The sequence below is a fragment of the Streptomyces sp. GMY02 genome (genome assembly GCF_019056675.1).
Lineage (GTDB): Bacteria > Actinomycetota > Actinomycetes > Streptomycetales > Streptomycetaceae > Streptomyces > Streptomyces odonnellii.
The window spans coordinates 8,212,461-8,235,254 of sequence record NZ_CP077658.1; the positions used below are offsets into that span (position 1 = coordinate 8,212,461).

A 22,794-nucleotide genomic window follows, 5' to 3' on the forward strand; every position below is an offset into this window, starting at 1 on the left:
GTGGCGAGGAGGTCGCCGATGTGGCCGCGGCCTCTGTCTGGGGCCTGGTGCGCTCCGCGCAGACGGAGAACCCGGGCAGCTTCGGACTGATCGACCTGGACTCCGACGAATCTTCAGTTGCCTTGCTCCCCAGGGCACTTGGCGTTGAGGAGCCACAACTGCTCGTCCGCGACGGCGGCACCCGCGCCGGGCGCCTCACCCGGATGACCGTGACCGAGCCCGCCACGGACAGCCCGGTATGGGACCCCGAGGGCACGGTACTGATCACGGGCGGTACCGGCGGTCTCGGTGGTGTGCTGGCACGCCACCTCGTCGCTGAGCGAGGCGTACGGCATCTGCTGCTGACCAGTCGTCGTGGCCCGGCAGCCGAGGGCGCTGAGGAACTGGCTTCCGGGCTCCGGGAGTTGGGGGCTGATGTCTCGATCGCCGCGTGTGATGTGGCGGACCGGGAGGCGCTGGCCGGACTGCTGGAGTCGGTGCCCGCTGAGCATCCGCTGACCGCTGTCGTGCATACGGCCGGTGTGCTGGACGACGGTGTGGTCGGGTCCTTGTCGCCGGAGCGGCTGGCGCGGGTGCTGCGGCCGAAGGCCGACGCGGCCTGGCATCTGCATGAGCTGACCCGGGATCTCGACCTGGCCGGGTTTGTGGTGTTCTCCTCGGTCGCCGGTACGTTCGGTGGCGCGGGGCAGGCCAACTACGCGGCGGGCAATGCCTTCCTGGATGCCCTGGCCGCCCGCCGACAGGCCGAGGGGCTGCCTGGGCTGTCACTCGCCTGGGGTCCCTGGGGCCGGGGCGCGGGCATGACCAGCACTCTCGACGAGCGCGATGTACGGCGGGCCGCGGACGCGGGCATGCCGCTGCTGTCGGTGGAGCAGGGCCTGGCCCTGTTCGACGTGGCGCTCGCGACCGGTGAGGCCGCTGTCGTACCCGTACGGCTTGACCTGCCCGTGCTGCGGGCCCTGGGCACCGTACCGGCGCTCCTGCGCGGGCTGATCCGGACACCGTCGCGCCGTGCGGCGACGGCGGGTCCGGGTGTGGACGGCGGCCTGGTCCAGCGGCTGGGCCGGCTGGAGACGGCGGACCAGAAGGAAGTGGTGCTGGACCTCGTACGGGCCCAGGCGGCCCTGGTACTGGGGCATGCCAGCGGCGCCGACATCGACTCGGGGCGGGCGTTCCGCGACCTCGGCTTCGACTCGCTCACAGCGGTGGAACTGCGCAACCGGCTCAACACCGCGACCGGCCTGCGGCTGCCCGCCACGATGGTGTTCGACTACCCGACACTGTCGGCGCTGGCGGACCATCTCCTCGATGAACTGCTCGGCACCGAGGCCGAGGTGGCGATCCCGGTGTCCGCGCTGCCGCCGATGGGCGACGATCCGGTTGTGGTGGTCGGTATGGCCTGCCGCTTCCCGGGTGGTGTGGCGTCGCCGGAGGATTTGTGGCGTGTGGTGTCCGAGGGCGCGGATGTGGTGTCGGACTTCCCGGTGAACCGTGGCTGGGACGTCGAGGCGCTCTACGATCCGGATCCGGAGCACACCGGTACGTCGTACACGCGTCGCGGTGGGTTCCTGCACGATGCGGGGGAGTTCGATCCGGCGTTCTTCGGGATGAGCCCGCGGGAGGCGATGGCGACGGACTCGCAGCAGCGGTTGCTGCTGGAGACCTCGTGGGAGGCGATCGAGCGAGCCGGAATCGACCCGCTCTCGCTACGCGACAGTCAGACCGGTGTCTTCGCTGGTGTGATGTACAACGACTACGGGACGACGCTCAACGGCGAGGAGTTCGAAGGGTTCCAGGGCCAGGGCAGCGCGGGCAGCGTCGCCTCGGGCCGGGTGTCGTACACCTTGGGTCTTGAGGGTCCGGCGGTGACGGTGGATACGGCGTGTTCGTCGTCGTTGGTGGCGATGCACTGGGCGATGCAGGCGCTGCGGAGTGGTGAGTGCTCGTTGGCGCTGGCCGGTGGTGTGACGGTGATGTCGACTCCGGGCACGTTTGTGGAGTTCTCGCGGCAGCGCGGGCTTTCGCCTGACGGGCGGTGTAAGGCGTTCTCGGATGCGGCTGATGGTGTGGGCTGGTCGGAGGGTGTGGGCATGCTGGTGCTGGAGCGTCTTTCGGATGCTCGGCGCAATGGGCATGAGGTGCTGGCTGTGGTGCGGGGCAGTGCGGTGAATCAGGATGGTGCGTCGAATGGTCTGACGGCGCCGAATGGTCCTTCGCAGCAGCGGGTGATCCGGCAGGCGCTGGCCAGTGGCGGGTTGTCGGCCGATGACGTCGATGTGGTGGAGGCGCATGGTACGGGTACGACGCTGGGTGACCCGATCGAGGCGCAGGCGCTGCTTGCCACGTACGGGCGGGACCGGGATCCGGAGCGTCCGCTGTGGCTGGGGTCGCTGAAGTCCAACATCGGGCACACACAGGCCGCCGCGGGTGTGGCCGGTGTGATCAAGATGGTGCTGGCGATGCGCCACGGCGTGCTGCCGCAGACGCTCCACGTTGACGCTCCTTCGTCGCATGTGGATTGGTCGGAAGGGGCGGTCGAACTGCTCACCGAGCAGACCGCCTGGCCGGAGGCGGGACGTGCACGGCGAGCCGGTGTGTCGTCGTTCGGGATCAGTGGTACGAACGCGCACATCATCCTGGAGCAGCCGACGGCTGTGGCTGAGCCGGTGACCTCTTCCGAGGAACCGGTTGATGCGGGCGTGGTGCCGTGGGTGCTGTCGGGCAAGTCGCCGGATGCGCTGCGGGATCAGGCGGTGCGGCTGCTGGCTCTGGTGGAGGGGACCGGGTCTCGGTCGCTGGATCTTGGTTTCTCGTTGGCGACGGGCCGGTCGGTGTTCGATCACCGTGCGGTGGTGCTGGCGGGGGATGGGTCGGAGGCGGTACGGGCGTTGTCGGCGCTGGCGTCTGGTGAGCCGGATCCGCTGGCGGTGTCGGGTGCGGTGGTCGGCGGTAAGTCGGCGGTGCTGTTCTCGGGTCAGGGTTCGCAGCGGCTTGGGATGGGCCGGGAGTTGCACGGGCGGTTCCCTGCCTTCGCCGATGCGCTGGACTCCGTACTCGCCCTCCTGGACGGGGAGTTGGGTGGTTCGCTGCGGGATGTCGTCTGGGGTGAGGACGCGGACCGGCTGAATGAGACTGGCTTTACTCAGCCCGCGTTGTTTGCGGTTGAGGTGGCGTTGTTCCGGTTGGTGGAGTCGTGGGGTGTGCGGCCCGATTTCGTTGCCGGGCATTCGATCGGTGAGATCGCGGCGGCTCATGTGGCGGGTGTGTTCTCGGTGGAGGACGCGTGCCGGCTGGTGGTGGCACGGGGTTCGCTGATGCAGGCGCTGCCGGCCGGTGGTGCGATGGTCGCCGTCCAGGCAACGGAGGACGAGGTCACCCCGTATCTCTCCGGCCAGGTCTCGATCGCAGCCGTCAACGGTCCGACTTCGGTCGTGATCTCCGGTGACGAGGATGTTGTACGACAGGTCGCGGGGGAGCTGGAGGCGCTGGGCCGCAAGACCAGTCGGCTGCGGGTCTCGCACGCCTTCCACTCGCCGCTGATGGATCCGATGCTGGATGACTTCCGGGCGGTGGCGGAGGGCTTGGTCTTCCAGGCTCCGTCCATCCCGGTGATCTCGAATGTGAGCGGTGCTCTCGCATCGGCCGAGGAGCTGTGCTCGCCCGAGTACTGGGTACGGCATGTCCGCGAAGCTGTCCGCTTCGCCGACGGCATCGGCACCCTCGCCAACCAAGGCGTAACGAAGTTCGTGGAGTTGGGCCCGGACGGGGTGCTCTCCGCCATGGCCCAGGAGTCCGTGCCGGGCGGAGCGGTCACCGTACCGGTTCTGCGCAAGGGCAGGCCGGAGGAGCTGACCGCCCTCACCGCGCTGGCACAGATGCATGCGCACGGTGTGTCGATCGACTGGGCCCGGTTCTTCGCCGGAACAGGTGCTCAGCGCGTGGATCTGCCGACGTACGCCTTCCAGCACCAGTGGTTCTGGCCGGCCGGTCAGCCCGGCGGTGGCGTCGGTACGGGTGATGTGCGCGCGGCCGGACTCGGCGCCGCCGGGCATCCGCTGCTGGGCGCCGCCGTCGAACTGGCCGAGGGCGAAGGGATGTTGTTCACCGGTCGGCTCTCGGTCGGTACCCACCCCTGGCTCGTCGACCACACCGTCATGGGGCGGATCCTGCTGCCCGGAACCGCCCTGCTCGAACTGGCCTTCCGGGCCGGTGACGAGGTGGGCTGTGACCGGGTCGAGGAGCTGACCCTCGCAGCCCCGCTCATCCTGCCGGAGCGTGGAGCCATCCAGACGCAGGTACGGGTCGGAGTCGCCGATGACACCGGTCGGCGCACCGTCACCATTCACTCCCACCCCGAAGGCGCCACGGATGTCCCATGGACCCAGCACGCCACCGGTATTCTGACGGCCGACACGGTCGGCTCCCGCACGCAAGCCTCTGCTGGGTTCGATGCGGTGCAATGGCCGCCGGCGAACGCTGAAGCCCTGGATGTCGAGGGCTGCTACGAGCGGTTCGCGGAGATCGGGTTCTTGTACGGTCCGGTGTTCCAGGGGTTGCGGGCCGCCTGGCGCCGTGATGGTGAGATCTTCGCCGAGGTGAGCCTTCCCGAGGGCACCGAGCCGGGTGCGTTCGGTCTGCACCCCGCCCTGCTCGACTCCGCGTTGCATGCCTCCCTCCTCGCGGGGGAGAGCACGGAGAACAGCGGCGGCGGACTGCCCTTCTCCTGGCAAGGTGTCTCGCTGCATGCCACCGGCGCCTCGGCGCTCCGTGTACGGATCGCCCCGGCCGGCAATGAGGCACTCTCGATCGGCGTCGCGGACACAACCGGTGCGCCGGTCGCCTCCGTCGACTCGCTCCTCGTACGAGCCGTGTCGGGCGACGGACTCGGTGACACCCGAGCTGCTGCCGCCGCCGTGAACTCTCTGTTCCGGCTCACCTGGACTGCGGTGCCTGCCGTCGGCGCGGATGCCCTGCCCTCGATCGCCGTTCTCGGCACCGACGTACTGGACCTCGCCGCAGGGCTGGCGCGGCCGGAAACTCCCGTCGAGACAGCCGAGCCAGCCGCGACAGCCGCGACAGCCGAGCCAGCCCGGACATTTGCCGACCTCGCCGCTCTGGCAGCGGGGGAGGGCCCGGTGCCGGACACCGTCCTGGTGGGTATGGCCGCTGAGCCTGATGGGCAAGTGGCGGAATCCGCCCACACGTTGACCGCACAGGCGCTCGCGCTGATCCACGAATGGCTCGCCGAAGAGCGGTTCGGCGACTCCCGGCTGGTGTTTGTGACACGTGGCGCGGTCGCGGGCGGGGGCCAGGAGGTCACCGATGTGGCCGCCGCCTCGGTCTGGGGCCTGGTGCGCTCCGCCCAGACCGAACACCCGGGCAGCTTCGGGCTGCTGGACCTCGGCTCCGACAAGCCGTCGCCCGCTGCCCTGCCGCAGGCACTCGCGCTCGGTACGGCTGAGCCTCAACTCCTCATCCGCGAAGGCGAGTTCCTCGCGGGCCGACTGACCCGTACAACCAGCACCGACACCCACAGCGACACCCGCACCGACACCGACACGGCTCGTCTCTGGGGCCCCGACGGTACGGTCCTGATCACCGGCGGTACGGGCGGCCTGGGCGCGGTCTTCGCCCGGCATCTCGTGACCCAGCGAGGAGTACGGCATCTCCTGCTGGCGAGCCGGCGGGGCGCCGAGGCGCCCGGCGCGTCCGAACTGGTCACCGAACTCACCGCGTACGGCGCCGAGATCACCTTGGCCGCCTGCGATCTCGCCGACCGGTCCGCGACTTCGGACCTGCTTGCTTCTGTGCCGTCCGAGCACCCGCTGACGGCCGTGGTCCATACGGCGGGCGTGCTGGACGACGGGACCGTCGGTTCGCTGACCGCGGAGCGGCTGGACACCGTACTGCGCCCGAAGACGGACGCGGCCTGGCATCTGCACGAACTGACCAAGGACCTCGACCTCGCCGCCTTTGTTGTCTTCTCCTCCGTCGCCGGACTGCTCGGCGGGGCGGGACAGGCCAACTACGCCGCCGCGAACGCCTTCCTGGACGCGCTGGCCGCGCACCGCAGGGCCGAAGGGCTGCCGGGGCTGTCACTAGCCTGGGGTCCCTGGGACCAGACGGGAGGCATGACCGGCAGCGTCACCGAGGCCGATATGCGGCGCATGGCCCGCTCGGGTATGCCGCCGCTCTCCATTGACCAGGGCGTGGCGCTCTTCGACATCGCACTCGCCGACTCCGAGGCGGCGCTCGTACCCGTACGACTGGATCTTCCGACGCTTCGAGCACAGGGGGGCGAAGTGCCGCCGCTGCTGCGGGCGTTGGTCCGCAGTCGCGCCCGCCGGAACGCCACCGCAGGATCGGCCGCCGCCACCGGACTGCTGAGCCGACTGGAGGGACTGACCTCCGCCGAGCGGCGTGCGGAACTGCTGGACCTCGTACGGAGTCAGGTCGCCCTGGTGCTCGGCCACGCCGATGGGCAAGCGGTCGACGCGGCCGCCCCGTTCCGCGACCTGGGCTTCGACTCGCTGACTGCGGTCGAACTGCGGAACCGGCTGAGTACGGTGACCGGGCTGCGGCTCACCGCGACACTGATCTTCGACTACCCGACCGCGGCGGCGCTGGCGGACCATCTCCGCGACGAGCTGTTCGGCACGGAGCCCGAGGCGTCGGTCCCGGTCCGGCTGCTGCCGCCGACGGCCGACGATCCGATCGTGGTCGTGGGAATGAGCTGCCGGTTCCCGGGCGGGGTGGCCTCGCCGGAGGATCTGTGGCGGCTGGTCACCGAGGGCACGGACGCGATCTCCGGGTTCCCCGCCAACCGCGGCTGGGACATCGAGTCGCTGTACCACCCCGACCCGGACCACGCCGGAACCGCCTACACCCGCTCCGGCGGCTTCCTTGAGAACGCGGGGGAGTTCGACGCCGCGTTCTTCGGGATGAGTCCGCGGGAGGCGATGGCGACGGACTCGCAGCAGCGACTTCTGCTGGAAGCTTCGTGGGAGGCGGTCGAGCGAGCCGGAATCGACCCGGTGTCGTTGCGGGACAGCCAGACCGGTGTGTTCGCCGGTGTGATGTACAACGACTACGGGACGACACTCAACGGCAAGGAGTTCGAAGGCCATCAGGGCCAGGGCAGCGCGGGCAGCGTGGCCTCGGGCCGGGTCTCCTACACACTGGGCCTCGAAGGTCCCGCGATGACCGTGGACACGGCATGCTCGTCGTCGCTCGTGGCAATGCATCTCGCGGCCCAGGCCCTGCGGGGCGGTGAGTGCTCGTTGGCGCTGGCCGGTGGTGTGACGGTGATGTCGACTCCGGGCACGTTTGTGGAGTTCTCGCGGCAGCGCGGGCTTTCGCCTGACGGGAGGTGCAAGGCGTTCTCGGATACGGCTGATGGTGTGGGCTGGTCGGAGGGTGTCGGCATGCTGGTGCTGGAGCGTCTTTCGGACGCGCGCCGCAATGGGCATGAGGTGCTGGCGGTGCTCCGTGGGTCGGCGGTGAATCAGGATGGTGCGTCGAATGGTCTGACGGCGCCGAATGGTCCTTCGCAGCAGCGGGTGATCCGGCAGGCGCTGGCCAGTGGCGGGTTGTCGGCCGACGATGTGGACGCGGTCGAGGCGCACGGTACGGGTACGACGCTGGGTGACCCGATCGAGGCCCAGGCGCTGCTTGCCACATACGGGCGGGACCGTGATCCCGAGCGTCCGCTGCTGCTGGGCTCGGTGAAGTCCAATATCGGCCATGCCCAGGCTGCCGCCGGTGTGGCCGGTGTGATCAAGATGGTCATGGCGATGCGGCACGGAATGCTGCCCAGGACACTGCATGTGACCGAGCCGTCGTCGCATGTCGACTGGTCGGCGGGCGCCGTCGAGCTGCTGACCGAGCAGACCGCCTGGCCCGAGACCGAGCGGGTCCGGCGAGCAGGCGTGTCGTCCTTCGGGATCAGTGGTACGAACGCGCACATCATCCTGGAGCAGCCGACGGCTGTGCCTGAGCCGGTGACCTCTTCCCAGGAACCGGTTGATGCGGGCGTGGTGCCGTGGGTGCTGTCGGGGAAGTCGCCGGAGGCGTTGCGCGACCAGGCGGCGCGGCTGGTGGCTCTGGTGGAGGGGACCGGGTCTCGGTCGCTGGATCTTGGTTTCTCGTTGGCGACGGGCCGGTCGGTGTTCGATCAGCGTGCGGTGGTGCTGGCGGGTGATCGGGCGGAGGCGGTACGGGCGTTGTCGGCGCTGGGGGCCGGTGAGCCGGATCCGCTGGCGGTGTCGGGTTCGGTGCTCGGTGGTAAGTCGGCGGTGCTGTTCTCGGGTCAGGGTTCGCAGCGGCTCGGTATGGGCCGTGAGCTGTACGGGCGGTTCTCGGTGTTCGCGGCGGCGCTGGACTCCGTACTCGCCCTGTTGGACGGGGAGTTGGGTGGTTCGCTGCGGGAGGTGATCTGGGGTGAGGACGCGGATCGGCTGAATGAGACTGGTTTCACTCAGCCGGCGCTTTTCGCCATTGAGGTGGCGTTGTTCCGGTTGGTGGAGTCGTGGGGTGTGCGGCCCGATTTCGTGGCCGGTCATTCGATCGGTGAGATCGCCGCTGCCCATGTGGCCGGGGTGTTCTCGCTGGAGGACGCGTGTCGGCTGGTGGTGGCGCGGGGTTCGCTGATGCAGGCGCTGCCAGCAGGTGGTGCGATGGTCGCGGTCCAGGCAACGGAGGACGAGGTCACCCCGTATCTCTCCGACCAGGTCTCGATCGCAGCCGTCAACGGTCCCTCCTCGGTGGTGCTTTCCGGTGCCGAGAACGCGGTCGTGGAGGCCGCGGCGCAACTGGAAGCCCTCGGCCGCAAGACCAGCCGACTGCGGGTCTCGCACGCCTTCCACTCGCCGCTGATGGACCCGATGCTCGATGACTTCCGATCGGTCGCCGAAGGCGTGGTCTTCCAGGCTCCGTCCATCCCGGTGATCTCGAATGTGAGCGGTGCTCTCGCATCGGCCGAGGAGCTGTGCTCGCCCGAGTACTGGGTACGGCATGTCCGCGAAGCCGTCCGCTTCGCCGACAGCGTCCGCGCCCTCACCGACCAGGGCGTGACCACCCTCCTGGAGTTGGGCCCGGACGGGGTGCTCTCCGCCATGGCCCAGGAGTCCGCGCCCGAAGGGACGGTCACCGTACCGGTTCTGCGCAAGGGCAGGCCGGAGGAGCTGACCGCCCTCACCGCGCTGGCCCAAGTCCATGCGCACGGTGTATCGGTCGACTGGGCCCGGTTCTTCGCCGGGACAGGTGCTCAGCGCGTGGATCTGCCGACGTACGCCTTCCAGCACCAGTGGTTCTGGCCGGCCGGCCGGCCCGGCGGTGGCTTCGGTACGGGTGATGTGCGCGCGGCCGGCCTCGGCTCCGCCGGGCATCCGCTGCTCGGCGCCGCAGTCGAACTGGCCGCCGGACAAGGCGTGTTGTTCACCGGACGGCTCTCCGTACAGTCCCATCCCTGGCTCGCCGACCACGCGGTCATGGACCGGATCCTGCTGCCCGGAACCGCCCTGCTCGAACTGGCCCTGCGCGCCGGCGACGAGGTCGGCGCCGACCGCGTCGACGAACTGACCCTTGCCGCCCCGCTGGTCCTGCCCGAGCGCGGCGCCGTACAGGTGCAGGTCGCGGTGGGCAACCCCGATGAGTCGGACCGCCGCACGGTGGGCGTCTACTCGCGGCCCGAGGACGCCGCCGACGCCCCCTGGGCCCAGCACGCCACCGGCACCCTCACCAGCCGTACCCACTCGTCGGACATCGACTTCGACGCCGCGCAATGGCCGCCGAAGGGCGCCGAGGCGCTTGAACTCGACGGCTGCTACGAGCGGTTCGCGGAGATCGGGTTCTCGTACGGTCCGGTGTTCCAGGGTCTGCGGGCCGCCTGGCGCCGCGACGGTGAGATCTTCGCCGAGGTGAGCCTCCCCGAGGGCGCCGAGCCCGACGCGTTCGGTCTGCACCCTGCCCTCCTCGACTCCGCCCTGCATGCCTCCCTCCTCGCGGGGGAGAGCACGGAGAACAGCGGCGGCGGACTGCCCTTCTCGTGGGAAGGCGTCTCGCTGTACGCGACCGGCGCCGCCTCGCTGCGCGTGCGGATCACGCCCTCCGGCGGCAAGGACGCCGTCGCGATCGCCGTCGCGGACAGTTCCGGCGCGCCGGTCGCCACGGTCGACTCGCTGCTCGTACGGGCCGTGTCCAGCGAGCAGTTGAACCAGTCGGCGGGCACCGCCCATGACGCGCTGTTCGGGGTGGAGTGGATCACCGTACCGGCGGCACCGGCCGTTCCCGAATCGGTCGCCCTGGTGGGGCCGGATCCGTTCGGGCTCGCCGAGACCGTCGTCGAGTCGGGGGTCCGGGCCGAGGCGTACGACGATCTCGCCTCGCTGGCCTCGGCCACGGAAGGCGGCCCGGTGCCGGATGCCGTGCTGGTGACCGTTCGCGGTGACTCGGCGGCCGGTGCCATGCCCGGATCCGTACGGGCGGTCCTGGACCGGACACTGGAGCAGGTGCGGCGGTGGTCGGCCGAGGAGCGGTTCGCCGGATCGCGCCTGGTGTTCGTCACCCGGGGCGCCGTGGCCGTGGACGGCGGAGGAGTGCCCGATCTGGCCGCCGCGGCCGTCCGGGGTCTGGTGCGCTCCGCGCAGTCCGAGAATCCGGGCAACTTCGGCCTGCTGGATCTCGACCCGGCGACGCACCCGGCGACGCCGTCGGCAGCGGACGCCGAAGCCCCCGGAGTCCCGGGTGCCCTCGGCTCCGACGAACCCCAACTCGCCCTGCGCGCAGGGGAGATCAGGGCCGCGCGGCTCGACCGGATCTCCCGGCCCGAACCGGCCACGGCCGACGGCCGGCCCGGCCGGGCCGACGAAGATCCGTGGGAGCGCGGCGGCACCGTACTGATCACCGGCGGAACCGGCGGTCTGGGCGGAGTCCTGGCCCGGCATCTCGTCGCCGACCACGGAGTACGGCGTCTCCTTCTGCTCAGCCGCCGCGGCCCGGGCGCCGAAGGCGCCGCGCACCTCGTCGGCGCGCTCGAAGAACTCGGTGCCGAAGAAGTCACACTCGCGGCCTGCGACGTCGCCGACCGCGCGGCGCTCGCCGAGGTGCTGGCCGCCGTGCCCGCCGAGCACCCGCTGACCGCCGTGGTGCACACCGCGGGTGTGCTGGACGACGGCACCATCGGTTCGCTGACGCCCGACCGGCTCGACACCGTACTGCGGCCCAAGGCCGATGCCGCCTGGCATCTGCACGAACTGACCCGGGATCTCGACCTCGGCGCATTCGTGGTCTTCTCCTCCGTGGCAGGCGTGTTCGGCGGCGCCGGACAGGCCAACTACGCCGCCGCCAACACCTTCCTGGACGCCCTGATGGAACACCGCAGGGCCGAAGGGCTGCCCGGCGTGTCACTCGCCTGGGGCCCCTGGGAGCAGACAGGAGGCATGACCGGAAGCGTCACCGAGGCCGACATGGAACGGCTGGCGCGCTCGGGCATGCCGCCACTCTCCGCCGGCCAGGGCGTGGCGCTGTTCGACGCCGCGGTCACCGGCGCGCGGGCGCTGGCGGTACCAGTACGGCTGGATCTGGCGGCCCTGCGCGCGCAGGGCGCCGTCCCGGCCCTGCTCCGGGGTCTTGTCCGTACCCCGTCCCGGCGGGCCGCGACAGCCGCTCCGCAGACGGCCGCGGGGCTCACCCGGCGGCTGACCGGACTGCCTGACGAGGAGCGCCGCGAAATTCTGCTCAAGCTGGTACGGGACCAGGCCGCCGTGGTGCTCGGTCACGCGGACGGTACGGCGATCGGCGCCACGCGCCAGTTCCAGGACCTGGGCTTCGACTCGCTGACGGCGGTGGACTTCCGGAACCGGCTGAACACCGCGACCGGACTGCGGCTGCCGGCCACCCTGCTGTTCGACTACCCCACGGCGGCCGATGTCGTCGGCCATCTCCACTCGCAGCTCGTCACGGAGGAGGTCACCGGCGCGGGCTCCGTACTCGCCACGCTCGACCAGTTGGAGAAGGCGATCGCCGAAATGACCGTCGACGCACAGGAGTTCAAGCATGTGGCCGGACGGATCGAGGTACTGAGGACCAAGTGGGCGGCGCTGCGGCAGGATTCGGCCAACGGCACCGGTGAGTTCGATCTGGACACCGCCTCCGACGACGATGTGTTCGCTCTCCTCGACGACGAACTGGGCCTGTCCTGAAAGTGATACGGGTACCTGGCCGGATCGCGGTCCGGCCGGTACCCGTGTCCGGCACGGGACGGTGTCTGGCACTGTGGAGCGCGAAGAGACTAGGGAATCACCCACTGTCCGCCCTAGTGGAATGGGGTGGCCGTGCACGGGAGCGTGGTGGCCGTCGGCCGGAGTGCGCATGCCCGGCCACCGCTGCCGTACGAGTCCGCATGTCGATGGCAGGCACCGCCGGCCGGTCCGGATCGCCTGCCCAGGTCTAGGAGGATGCGACACGATGACGACGTCCACGGAGGAGAGCCTGTGGTCACGGTGCTTTCATCCGGCACCCGAGAGCCCCAGACAGCTCTTCTGCTTCCCCCACGCGGGTGGTTCGGCGTCTTTCTACTTCCCGGTCTCCGCTCAACTGTCGTCCGTGGCCGAGGTGTTCTCGGTGCAGTACCCGGGACGGCAGGACCGGCGCAAGGAGACCAGCCCCGACGACATCGGCACCATGGCCGACCAGGTCTACGCGGCGCTGCGCGAGCAGTTCCACGCGCGGCCGACCACCTTCTTCGGGCACAGCATGGGCGCCACGATCGCCTTCGAGGTCGCGCGGCGGTTCGAGGCCGACGGCGGTGAGCTGTCGCATCTCTTCGCCTCGGGGCGGCGCGCGCCGTCGCGCTTCCGCGACGAGAACGTGCACCGGCGCAGCGACGACGGGATCGTCCAGGAGCTGAAGCTCCTCTCCGGTACGAACACGGCGCTCCTCGGCGACGAGGAGATCCTGCGCATGATCCTGCCGGCGATCCGCAGCGACTACCGGGCCATCGAGACCTACCGGTGCGAGCCCGGTACGGCCGTCCGCGCCCCCATCTCCGCGCTCACCGGCGACAGCGACCCGAAGACCACGCTGGACGAGGCCGGGGACTGGCGCGGGCACACCACGGGGGCGTTCGACCTGAAGGTCTTCCCCGGCGGGCATTTCTTCCTGGGCAGCCAGGCGCCCGCTGTGATCGCGCTGCTGCGGGGGCACCTCTCGTCCTCCGGCTGACCGGGCCCCGGGAACCACAACTCCTCCTCCCCCACCAACCGACATCCACCGCCCACCGGGACTCGGGACACCCCGGCACCGGAGACCAGAGGACACGACAGACAGACACCGGACCACAGCGCCGGACGCGCCGGACTGCCGTACACCGGAAGGGAGTTGCTCTTCCGGCGCGGTGTCCTGCCCCGAAAGCGGCGGTGTTCACCGAAAGGTGTGCTGTCGTCTCCTGAACGACTTCTGGCGTCTGGGAGACGGTGGTGAGTGATCCAGTCCGCGCGGGGTAGTCCCCAGGCATCGATCGGTCGATGACCTGCTCAGCGCGCCCGGAGCCACCGGCGCCGGGGCTCCGGAGGCTCAAGGGGCAAGCGGGATCCTGAGATCACGTACCCTCGCGTCCGGTCGATTGTTGTTCCTGTTGTGCGGGATGTCATCGACGAGTCATCGCGTCTGTTGTGTCCCCCGAGCTGCGAGGAGACCGTGATGCTGGACCGGGCCGATCTCAGGGGTTTGTCCAGCGCTCTGCTCGGCCGCGCCGAGGAGCTGCGGGTGCTGGCCCGCCACGCCGAGGCGGCGCGCGCCCGGCGGGCGGGACTGGTGCACCTGTCGGGGCCGGCCGGCATCGGCAAGACCAGCCTGCTCCGGGCCTTCCTGAAGAGCGACGCCTGCCGGAACATGGCGGTGCTGTACGGATCGTGCCGCCAGGTCGTCGGAGGCGCCGGATACGGCGGGGTGCGCGAGCTGTTCGGCTCCCTCGGCCTCAGTGGCGAGGACGCCAGGAACTCCCCCCTGCTGCGCGGACTCGCCCGGCGCGCGCTGCCCGCGCTCACCTCGGGACCGGCCGACGAGGGGACACCCGGCGGGCCCGGCGTCTACCCCGTCCTGCACGGGCTCTACTGGCTCGTGGCGAACCTGATGGCGGACCGCCCGCTCGTTCTCGTCCTCGACGACGTCCAGTGGTGCGACGAACGTTCGCTCTGCTGGGTCGACTTCCTGCTCCGCCGCGCCGAGGGCCTGCCCCTGCTGGTCGTCCTCGCGCAGCGTGGCGAGGCCAAGCCCGTCGCACCCGTCGCCCTCGCCGACATTGTTGCCCAGCGCGGCCCCACCCTGCTCCGGCTGGCGCCGCTGGCCACGCGGGACGTGGCCGAGATGGCCCGCCGGGTATTTCCCGGGCCCGTCGAACCGTGCTTCGTCGAGCGGGCCGCCACCGTCTCCGGCGGCAACCCCTTCACTCTCAGCCGGCTGCTGACCGAGCTGCGCGCCGAAGGCGTCCAGCCGGACGAGAGGGGCGCGCGCAGACTCGCCGAGGTGGGCGGCCAGGTGGTCAGCCTGACCGTCGGCGCGCTGCTGGACCGGCAGCCGCCGTGGGTCCGCTGTGTCGCCAGAGCCATCGCCGTCCTCGGCGAGGAGTCCCCGGAGCTGATCGCCACCCTGGCGGACGTGCCCCCCTCGCTCGTGGCCGACGCCGTGCTCGTCCTGCGGCGCGCCGAGCTGATGGCGCCCGACCGGCCCGATCTGGTGCACGACATGGTCCGCTCCGCCGTCCTCGGACCCGCGGGTGCCACGGCGTCGGCCGAGCTGCGGACCAGAGCGGCCCTGCTGCTGAGCGACGCGGGCCGGCCCGCCGAGGATGTCGCGGGACAGCTCATGCTGCTGCCCGCGGTGAGCCAGCCCTGGATGCCGGGCGTGCTCCGCGAGGCCGCCGCCCAGGCCGAGGGCCGGGGCGCGCCCGAAGCCGCGGTGCGCTATCTGTACCGGGTGCTCGAAGTCGAGCCGCACAGTGTGCCCGTCCGCGTCCGGATGGCCACCCTGCTCGCGGAGATCAACCCGGCCGAGGCCCTCCGGCTGCTGGAGGAGGCGCTCGACAGGGTCGGCGACATCCGTACCAGGGCGACGGTCGCCGTCCGGTACGGGATGACCTGCATCGCCGTACAGCAGTCGCCGGCCGGGGCCCGGGTTCTGGAGGAGGTCCTGGCGGCGCTGGAGGCCGGTCTCGGCCCCGAGCCCGACCCCGCCGACCGCGAGCTGCGCACCCTGGTCGAATCGGTCCTGCTGACCATCGGCGCCGACGAGAAGTCCACCATCTCCGCGGCCAGGGACCGGGCCGCGCGGCTCCCCGTACCGCCCGGCGACACCCCCGCCCAGCGGCAGATGCTCGCGACGATGGCCGTACTGAACGCGATGGAGGGCCGCTCCGCCGGCCGGACGGCCGAACAGGCCCGGCGCGCGCTGCGCTTCCCCGGCACCGAGTTGGAGAGCTGGGCGGTGATCTCCTCCTCGTTCGCGCTGAGTCTCGCCGACGAGGTGGGCGATGCGCTGGACGCGCTGGACGGACTGCTCCAGCACAGCCAGGCGACCGCCGCGGTCTGGACCTACGTGCTCGGGCTCTCCGCCCGTGCGTTGATCCTGCACGGCGCGGGCGCCGTCCCCGACGCACTGGCCGACGCGCAGACGGCCATCGAGATCATCGGCGAGGAGCGCTGGGGCGACGGTGCCGTGATGCCGCAGGCCGCGCTCGCCACCGTCCTCGTCGACCGCGGCGAACCCCAGCGCGCCGAGGACCTGCTGCTCGGGATCAAACGGCCGGACCTGGACCGGTTCGTGCTCCAGTACCACTGGTATCTGATGGCCCGCGCCCGGGCCCGCCGGGCGCTCGGCGACCGCGAGGCGGCGCTCGCGCTGTTCCTCGAATGCGGTGACTCGCTGGAGAAGTCCCGGTTCACCAACCCGTTGTTCCTCCCCTGGTGGGCGGAGGCGGTCCGGCTGCTCGTGAAGATGAACCGCGCCGACGAGGCGCGGGAGATCGTCGAGTACGGAAGCGAACTGGCCGGCCGCTGGGGCACCCCCCGCGCGCTCGGCCTCGCCGCGCTCTCCCGGGGACTGGTCACCCCCGGCGGGGCGGGTGTCGAGCTGCTCACCGAATCGGTACGCCTCCTGGCGGAGTCGCCCGCCCGGGCCATGCACGCCGACGCCGAATACCTGCTCGGCCGGGCGCTGCTGAAGACCGGCGACCAGCGCGGCGCCCGTGAGCGGCTGCGCGCCGCCACCGACCTCGCCCAGCGCTGCGGCGCGCTCGCCCTCGCCGGGGCCTCTCGCAAACTGCTGGTCACGGCAGGCGGCAGGATGCGGAAGATGAGCGCCTCGCCACTGGACATGCTGACCGGAATGGAGCGCAGAGTGGCCGGCCTCGCCGCCGCGGGGGAGAGCAACCGATCCATCGCGGAATCGCTCTTCGTGACCGTGAGAACCATCGAGACCCATCTCACGAGCGTCTACCGGAAACTGGGCGTCAGCCGCCGGACCGAACTGGGCGCGGTACTGCACACTCCGGACATCCCCGATGGACAACCGCCCGGCTGGGTACTCGAATCACGCTGGCGACGCTGAAGCGATCGGAGCGAGGCGGTGCGCGGGACTGGCCGGAACGACGAATGTCTGAGCACGCGGTCCACCGAGTGGACGCGCGCTCCGGGCGACCACAGCGAAGAACTCCCCCTGCTCGAAAGGGCGTCCGAGCAGAAGACGCTCCAGTCGATGCTCGCCGAGCTGTGCGGCGGGCGCGGGGCGGTCGTGACCCTCGGGGGCAAACCGGGCCATGGGCAGAACGCCCTGCTGGGCTGGGCCGCCCGGCTCGCCCACGAGACCGGGCTGCGGGTGCTGCGCGCACAAGCCACCCCGGCGGAGCGGGAGTTGCCGTACGGAGCGATCCTCCAGCTCATGACGGCGCTGTACGGATCGGCGCCCGCGGGCGGCCTCGCGGCGCTGGACGGGCCGGCTCCGGGGGACGAAGCGGCTCCCCCCGACGCGGACGCCCCACCGGGCGGACGGACTCCGGAGAACGGCTGTGCTCCGCCGGGCGCGGAGTCCCCGCCCGGCGGACCGACTCCACAGGGCCCGGAGACACCGCCGGGCGGGCACCCTTCGGCAGGCCCACGGCCGGCCCCAGGGCTCGACGGCCTCCTGCGCGCCGCGCGCACCGTACCGACACTGGTGGTCGTCGAGGACACACAGTGGCTCGACCGCGCGTCCCTCAACTGGCTTGAGACACTTGTCCGGCGGCTCACCCCGGACACCCCTCTCGCACTGATGGCGAGCGGCAGCGGCCTCGCCGTCCGGGGCCACGACTGGCTGCACAACCTCCCCCCGGCCCGTGTGCCCGCCAAGAACCTCGTCGTCCACGGCCTCAGCGAGGGCGGTGTCGCCGCGGCGGTCAAGCTGGTCTGCGGCACCTCCGGCGATCCGCGCTTCACCCGCGCCGCCCGCATCGGCACCGCGGGCAATCCGGTTGTGCTGTACGAAGTGCTGCGGCGGTTCAGCAGCCACGGCCACGAACCGGTCGCGACACGGCTGGCCGAGCTGAGGAGCATCACCGGCGCGGTCGCGGGCGACCTCATCGCCCGTACCCTGAGCGGACTGCCCGCCGAACTGACCACGTTCCTGGGCGTCCTCGCCGTCTGCGGCGATCTGCTGCCCTTCTCGCTCGTCCCCACCCTGGCCGGGCTGGAGCCCGACTCCGGCCGCGACCTGCGCGCGACGCTGGAGTCCACCGGCCTTGTCAGCTCCGTGGGCATGAAGGTCCTGCTCTGCCCGATGGTGAAGGCCCGGCTGCTGGAGGACCTGCCTCCCGGCGAACGTGCCTCTCTGCGCTCCCGCGCCGCCGAACTGGCCCACCGGGCGTCCGTCGAGGACGACGACCTCACCCGCCTCCTGCTCATGGCCCCGCCGCTGGGACTCCCCTGGGTCGTCCCCGCACTGCGCCGGGGCTTCGCCGCCGCGCTGCGCGCGGACCACCCCGAGCACGCCGCAGCCTGTCTGACCCGGGCACTGCGCGAACCGCTGGAGGCGGACGAGCGCGCCCGGCTGACCCTGGAACTCGCCGCCGTCGAAGCCGTCTCCCGGCCCGAGGCCGCGGACCGCAGACTCGGCGAACTCGTCAGAGCAGGCGGACTCCCCGCCGGACTGACCGCCCGCGCCGCCGACCTGGCCCTCGCCCGCGGCAACAGCGACGGAGTGCGCCGAGAGGCGGCGGCGGCCCTGCACGGTGTCGGCGACGACGAACGCGAGGACCTGATCGCGCTGTTCTGGCTGGCCGACGAAGCCAGGGACGAGTCCGAGCCGATGGTGCCCGAGGTGCCCCCGCTGCGAGACCGTCCCGTACAGCCCGCGCAGGCGGCGGTGCGGGCCTGGTGGCTCGCCGCGAGGGGCGAAGACCCGGAAACGGTACGGGAGTTGGCCCGCGCGGCCGTCGCCCGCAGCGGACCCGGGGCCGCCCAGGTCCTGCCCCGGCTGGCCGCCTGCAAGGCGCTGATCCTCACCGACGAGTGGGCGGAGGCGGGTATCGAACTGGACGCCCTGCTCACCGCCGCCCGGCGCGATCACCTCCGGGCCGCGACCGCGCGGGTGCTCACCGTACGGGCAGGACTGCATCTGAACGCCGGCCGGCTCGACGCGGCCGCCCGGGACGCCGAGGCCGCTGAACGCGCGCTGCCGACATCGAGCCTTCACCCGCTGGTCGCACCCGAGCTGGTGTCCCTGCGGATCGTCATCGCCCTGGAGTCCGGGCACCGTCAACGGGCGAGGTCGCTGGCCGAACTGCCCCTGCCCGCCGGGGCCGAGGACGGTGTGGCGTGGTCCGGGCTGCTGCTCGCCAGGGCGCGGCTGGCCGCTGCGGACGAGCGCTGGACCGAAGTCCTGGAACTCTCCAGGGAGAGCGGTCGGCTGCTGCTGCGCCGGGGGTGGCACAACCCCGCGCTGCTGCCCTGGCGCGCGTCGGCCGCCGAGGCCTGCCAGTTCCTCGGTGATCACGAGGAGGCGACCAGGCTGAGCTTCTCGGAACTGGCGGCGGCCCGCCGATGGGGTACGGCGAGCGCGCTCGGCCTGGCCGAGCTGTGGGCCGGGCCGCTGACGGACACGGGCGCCGGCCCGATGGCCGGAGCCCGCTCGGCGGTCCTCCTGCTGCGGGACTCACCGGCCCGGCTGGCCCATCTCTGGGCGCTCGCCCGGCTCGCCGGCGCCGAACTGGACGAAGGCGACCGGCAGGCAGCCGCCCGTACCGCCGCCGAACTGTCGGCCTTCACAGCAGCCCACCCGTCGAGCCGGCTCGCCATGTCCCTGAGCCGGTTCGTCGAGCGGCTGGAGAAGCCGGTACGGCCGTCGCAGCCCGCACCGCCCCGGGGCTGGACGACACTCACGACCGCCGAGCAGCGCACGGCGACCCTCGCCGGGCGCGGGCACGGCAACCGCGAGATCGCCGAACTGCTGTCGGTGAGTAGGCGCACGGTGGAGCTGCGGCTGAGCAACACGTACCGCAAGCTGCGTATCACCGGCCGTGAGGAACTGTGCGAGTTGGTGACGACCATGGAAGGACGGCCGGCGGATGCTTCTTGAGCGGGAGACCGAACTCGCGCGCGTGAGCGCCGCCCTGAGAGCCGCCCGCGACGGCACGTCGGCGTCGATACTGCTGTCGGGACCGCTCGGTATCGGACGGTCCGCGCTGCTGCGGCGGCTGCCCGCCCTGTGCGAGGGCGAGGACGTACGGGTCCTGCGCGCCCACGCGGCGCCGATGGAGGAGGACTTCGCGTTCGGGGTGGTACGGCAGCTCTTCGACAGCGCGGCGGCGGGTGCCCCGGACGGGGACGGTACGTACTGGGCGCGGGAAGCCGCCTGCCTCAGCGGGATGTTCACCGCCGACGGCTCCGTCGACGATCCCGGCACGGGCACCGGTGAGGGAGATACCGACGGCGCCGCGCGTGGTGACGGCGGGCCCGCCGCGTCCGAGGCGATCCTGCACGGCCCCCGGTCACTGACGGCCGGGCTCGGCGAGAACGCCCGGCTGCTCATCCTCGTCGACGATCTGCAATGGGTCGACACGCCCTCGCTGCGCTGGCTCGCCCACCTCGTCAAACGGCTGCACGGCCTGCGCGCCGTCCTCGTCTGCGCGCTCCGCGACGGAGAGCCGAGGACCCGCCACCCCCTGGTCCGCGAGATCGCCCTCGCCGCCACCCGCGTACTGCGCCCCGAACCGCTGTCCCTCGACGCCACCAGAACCCTCGTCCGCGCACGCCACGGCCGCCCGGCCCACGAGGAGTACGCGCGCGCCTGCCACGAAGCCTCCGGTGGCAACCCGCTGTTCCTGATGTCGGTGTTACGCGGCACGGTGGCCCGGGGGCTCACGCCGACCGCGGACCACTCCGGCCAGGTGCGCGCCCTGCGGCCCGCGGAGCTGCGGGAGCGGCTGGCCAGCCATCTGCGTACCCAGGCACCGGCCGTACGGAAGCTCGCGGCGGCGATCGCGGCCTTCGGCGACCACGCCGATCCCGCGCTCGTCGCCCAGCTCGCCGGACTCGACGAGACCGGCTTCGGCGCCGCGCGCCGCGCGCTCCACGAGACCGGACTGCTCACCGGCGCCCGCGGGCCGCGCTTCACCCACCGCGTCGTACGGGACGCCGTCGAATCCTCCATGACCCCGGCCGAGCGTGAGCGCACGCACGCCGCCGCGGCCGATCTCCTCTACCGCAGCGGCCGTCCGGCCGAACAGGTCGCAGCCCATCTGCTGGCCGCCACCGGCCCGGGACGCCCCTGGACGGTGCCGATGCTGCGGTCCGCGGCCGACACCGCGCTGCGCCGGGGCGCGCCCGAGACCGCGGCCCGCTATCTGCGCCGCGCGCTGCTCGCCCACCGCACCCAGGACGCGGGCCGGGCCCGGCTGCTGATCGATCTGGCCACCGTGGAGCGGGGGTTCGACCCCGGAGCGTGCGAACGCCACATCGTCCAGGCGGCGCCGCTGCTGACCACCCCCAGGGACCGGGCCGCCGCCGCACTGCGGATCCCGCCGACCCTGCTGGGCGCCGTGCCCCCCGCGACCGACGCGCTGCTGCGCGCTGCCGCCGCCGAACTCGGCGCGCCCGCCGCCCTGGACGAACCGACCCGCGAGCTGGCCCTGCTGCTGGAGGCCCGGCTGCGCCACCACGGCCACGAGAACCCCGGCGAACTGGCCTCCGCCGCCGAACGCCTGAGGGAACTGGGCGACGAGCCGCCCCTCGGCTCGGCCGCCGAACGCGAACTCGTCGGCACGCTGCTCTGCGCGGGCACCCTCACCGGCCGCCTCACCGCCGACTGGGCGGCCCGTACGGCCAACCGCGTCCTGGAGCGCGAACCCGCCACCTCCGCCGGCGCGTACACCGGAGTGCCACTGGTCGTGATCACCCTCTTCGCCGCTGAATCGATTCGGGGCGTCACCTCCTGGCTGTCCAGCGAACAGCAGACCCGCCGCCAGAACACCACCGGCGCCGACGGTGTACTCCTCTTCGCCGAACGGGCGATGGCCGTGGCCATACAGGGCAGGCCCGCCCAGGCGCGCGAATACGCCGAGCGCGCCCTGGGGCTGGACGGCGCCCAATGGCGTGAGCCCGCCATCCTCGTCCTCAGCGCGGTCGCCCTCGAACTGCGCGACCCGGCGTTCAGCGAACGGATCCTGGACCGGGCCCACGACCGCAGGCCCGCGGGCCTCGCCCTGACCGCGGCGCTCCAGATCCTCCAGGCGTCCGTGGACGCCCAGCGCGGCCACCGGGCCAAGGCCCTGGAGAGCGTGCTGGCCTGCGGCCGGCGACTGGAAGCCTCGGGGTGGCGGAACTCGGCGCTCTTCCCGTGGCGCCCCCAGGCGATCGGCCTCCACCACCGGCTCGGCGACTCGGCCTCCGCGCTGCGACTGGCCGAGGAGGAGCACACCTGGGCCGCGGCCTGGGGAGCGCCGACCGGATTAGGCCGCGCCCTGCGGCTCAAGGGCTGGCTCCACGGCAGCGAGGGTGTCCCGCTGCTGCGCGAGGCCGTCGGCGTACTGCGCGGCTCCACGCACAGCCTCGAACTCGCAAGAACCCTGGTGCTGTTGGGCCGCAGGCTCGGCAGCGGCCCGGAGGCGGAGTCCGCGCTGCGCGAGGCGGGCGCCCTCGCCGCGGCCTCCGGCGCCCCCTGGCTGGTGGAGCAGGCCGAGCACGGCCTCGGCACGCCCCCTCCGCCGCCCAGGACCGCCGTGCTCACCCGCAGTGAGCGGCGGGTCGTCTCCCTCGTCGGCCGAGGCCTCACCAATCAGGAAATTGCGGGTGAACTGGGTGTGAGTTCACGGGCAGTCGAGAAACATCTTACGAATTCCTATCGGAAACTTGGCATCTCGGGACGGCATGAGCTGGCGGACGCGCTCCCGGCGTAGCGTGCGAACACATTTGTGTTAACGGCGTGCTACGGACGGTGTGACCTCTGCGACGACTGCGCCCGCTGGTTCGGCCCGCCCGCGCCGGACAAACCTCAGGAGAACCTCAAAGGAGGCTCAATTGAGGGATCCACGCCCTGTCTGCCCCGCCCGGCATGCCGGGATTTTCCCGTCCCGCGTCGCCGTCATTGCGGACCGAACCTCCCCGGCGTTCGACCACAGCTTTAGCCCGATGAGCAGGGGAGCTTGTTGACGGGCGAGCGCGAAGTTATCTAGTCTCAATTCGGTAAATCGATAACCGGTCAATCAGTACGCGTAGGGCCGGATGTCGCTTTATTCGACGCATAGCGTCACTGTCAATTTCCAGAGAACCG

The 22,794-nt window shown here is 71.7% G+C and carries 5 protein-coding genes (1 of these 5 cut by a window edge); all 5 read left to right on the top strand.

Annotated elements, in window-relative coordinates:
- A protein-coding gene (locus KQY30_RS34635) for a type I polyketide synthase (RefSeq protein ID WP_217310445.1) crosses the window boundary here: on the top strand, positions 1-12,200 show its 3' end. It extends 20,893 nt beyond the left edge of the window; the window shows 12,200 of its 33,093 coding nt (coding positions 20,894-33,093); its start codon lies off the left edge, out of view; its stop codon occupies positions 12,198-12,200.
- 265 nt (positions 12,201-12,465) lie between these two features.
- Positions 12,466-13,221: a thioesterase II family protein gene (locus tag KQY30_RS34640; RefSeq protein ID WP_217310446.1), complete on the top strand. Its 756-nt coding sequence runs from the start codon at positions 12,466-12,468 to the stop codon at positions 13,219-13,221.
- A 477-nt stretch (positions 13,222-13,698) separates the two neighbouring features.
- A complete protein-coding gene (locus tag KQY30_RS34645; protein WP_217310447.1) occupies positions 13,699-16,602 on the top strand; it encodes an AAA family ATPase in 2,904 nt (967 codons plus the stop codon).
- Positions 16,603-16,620: 18 nt separating this feature from the next.
- The gene (locus KQY30_RS34650) at positions 16,621-19,602 is read left to right on the top strand and encodes an AAA family ATPase (RefSeq protein WP_217310448.1); all 2,982 of its coding nucleotides are present in this window, start codon (positions 16,621-16,623) and stop codon (positions 19,600-19,602) included.
- Positions 19,592-22,420, top strand: a complete 2,829-nt coding sequence (locus KQY30_RS34655; RefSeq protein WP_217310449.1) for a LuxR family transcriptional regulator — start codon at positions 19,592-19,594, stop codon at positions 22,418-22,420. Before KQY30_RS34650 ends, KQY30_RS34655 begins: the two co-directional genes overlap by 11 nt.
- Positions 22,421-22,794: the final 374 nt, after the last annotated feature.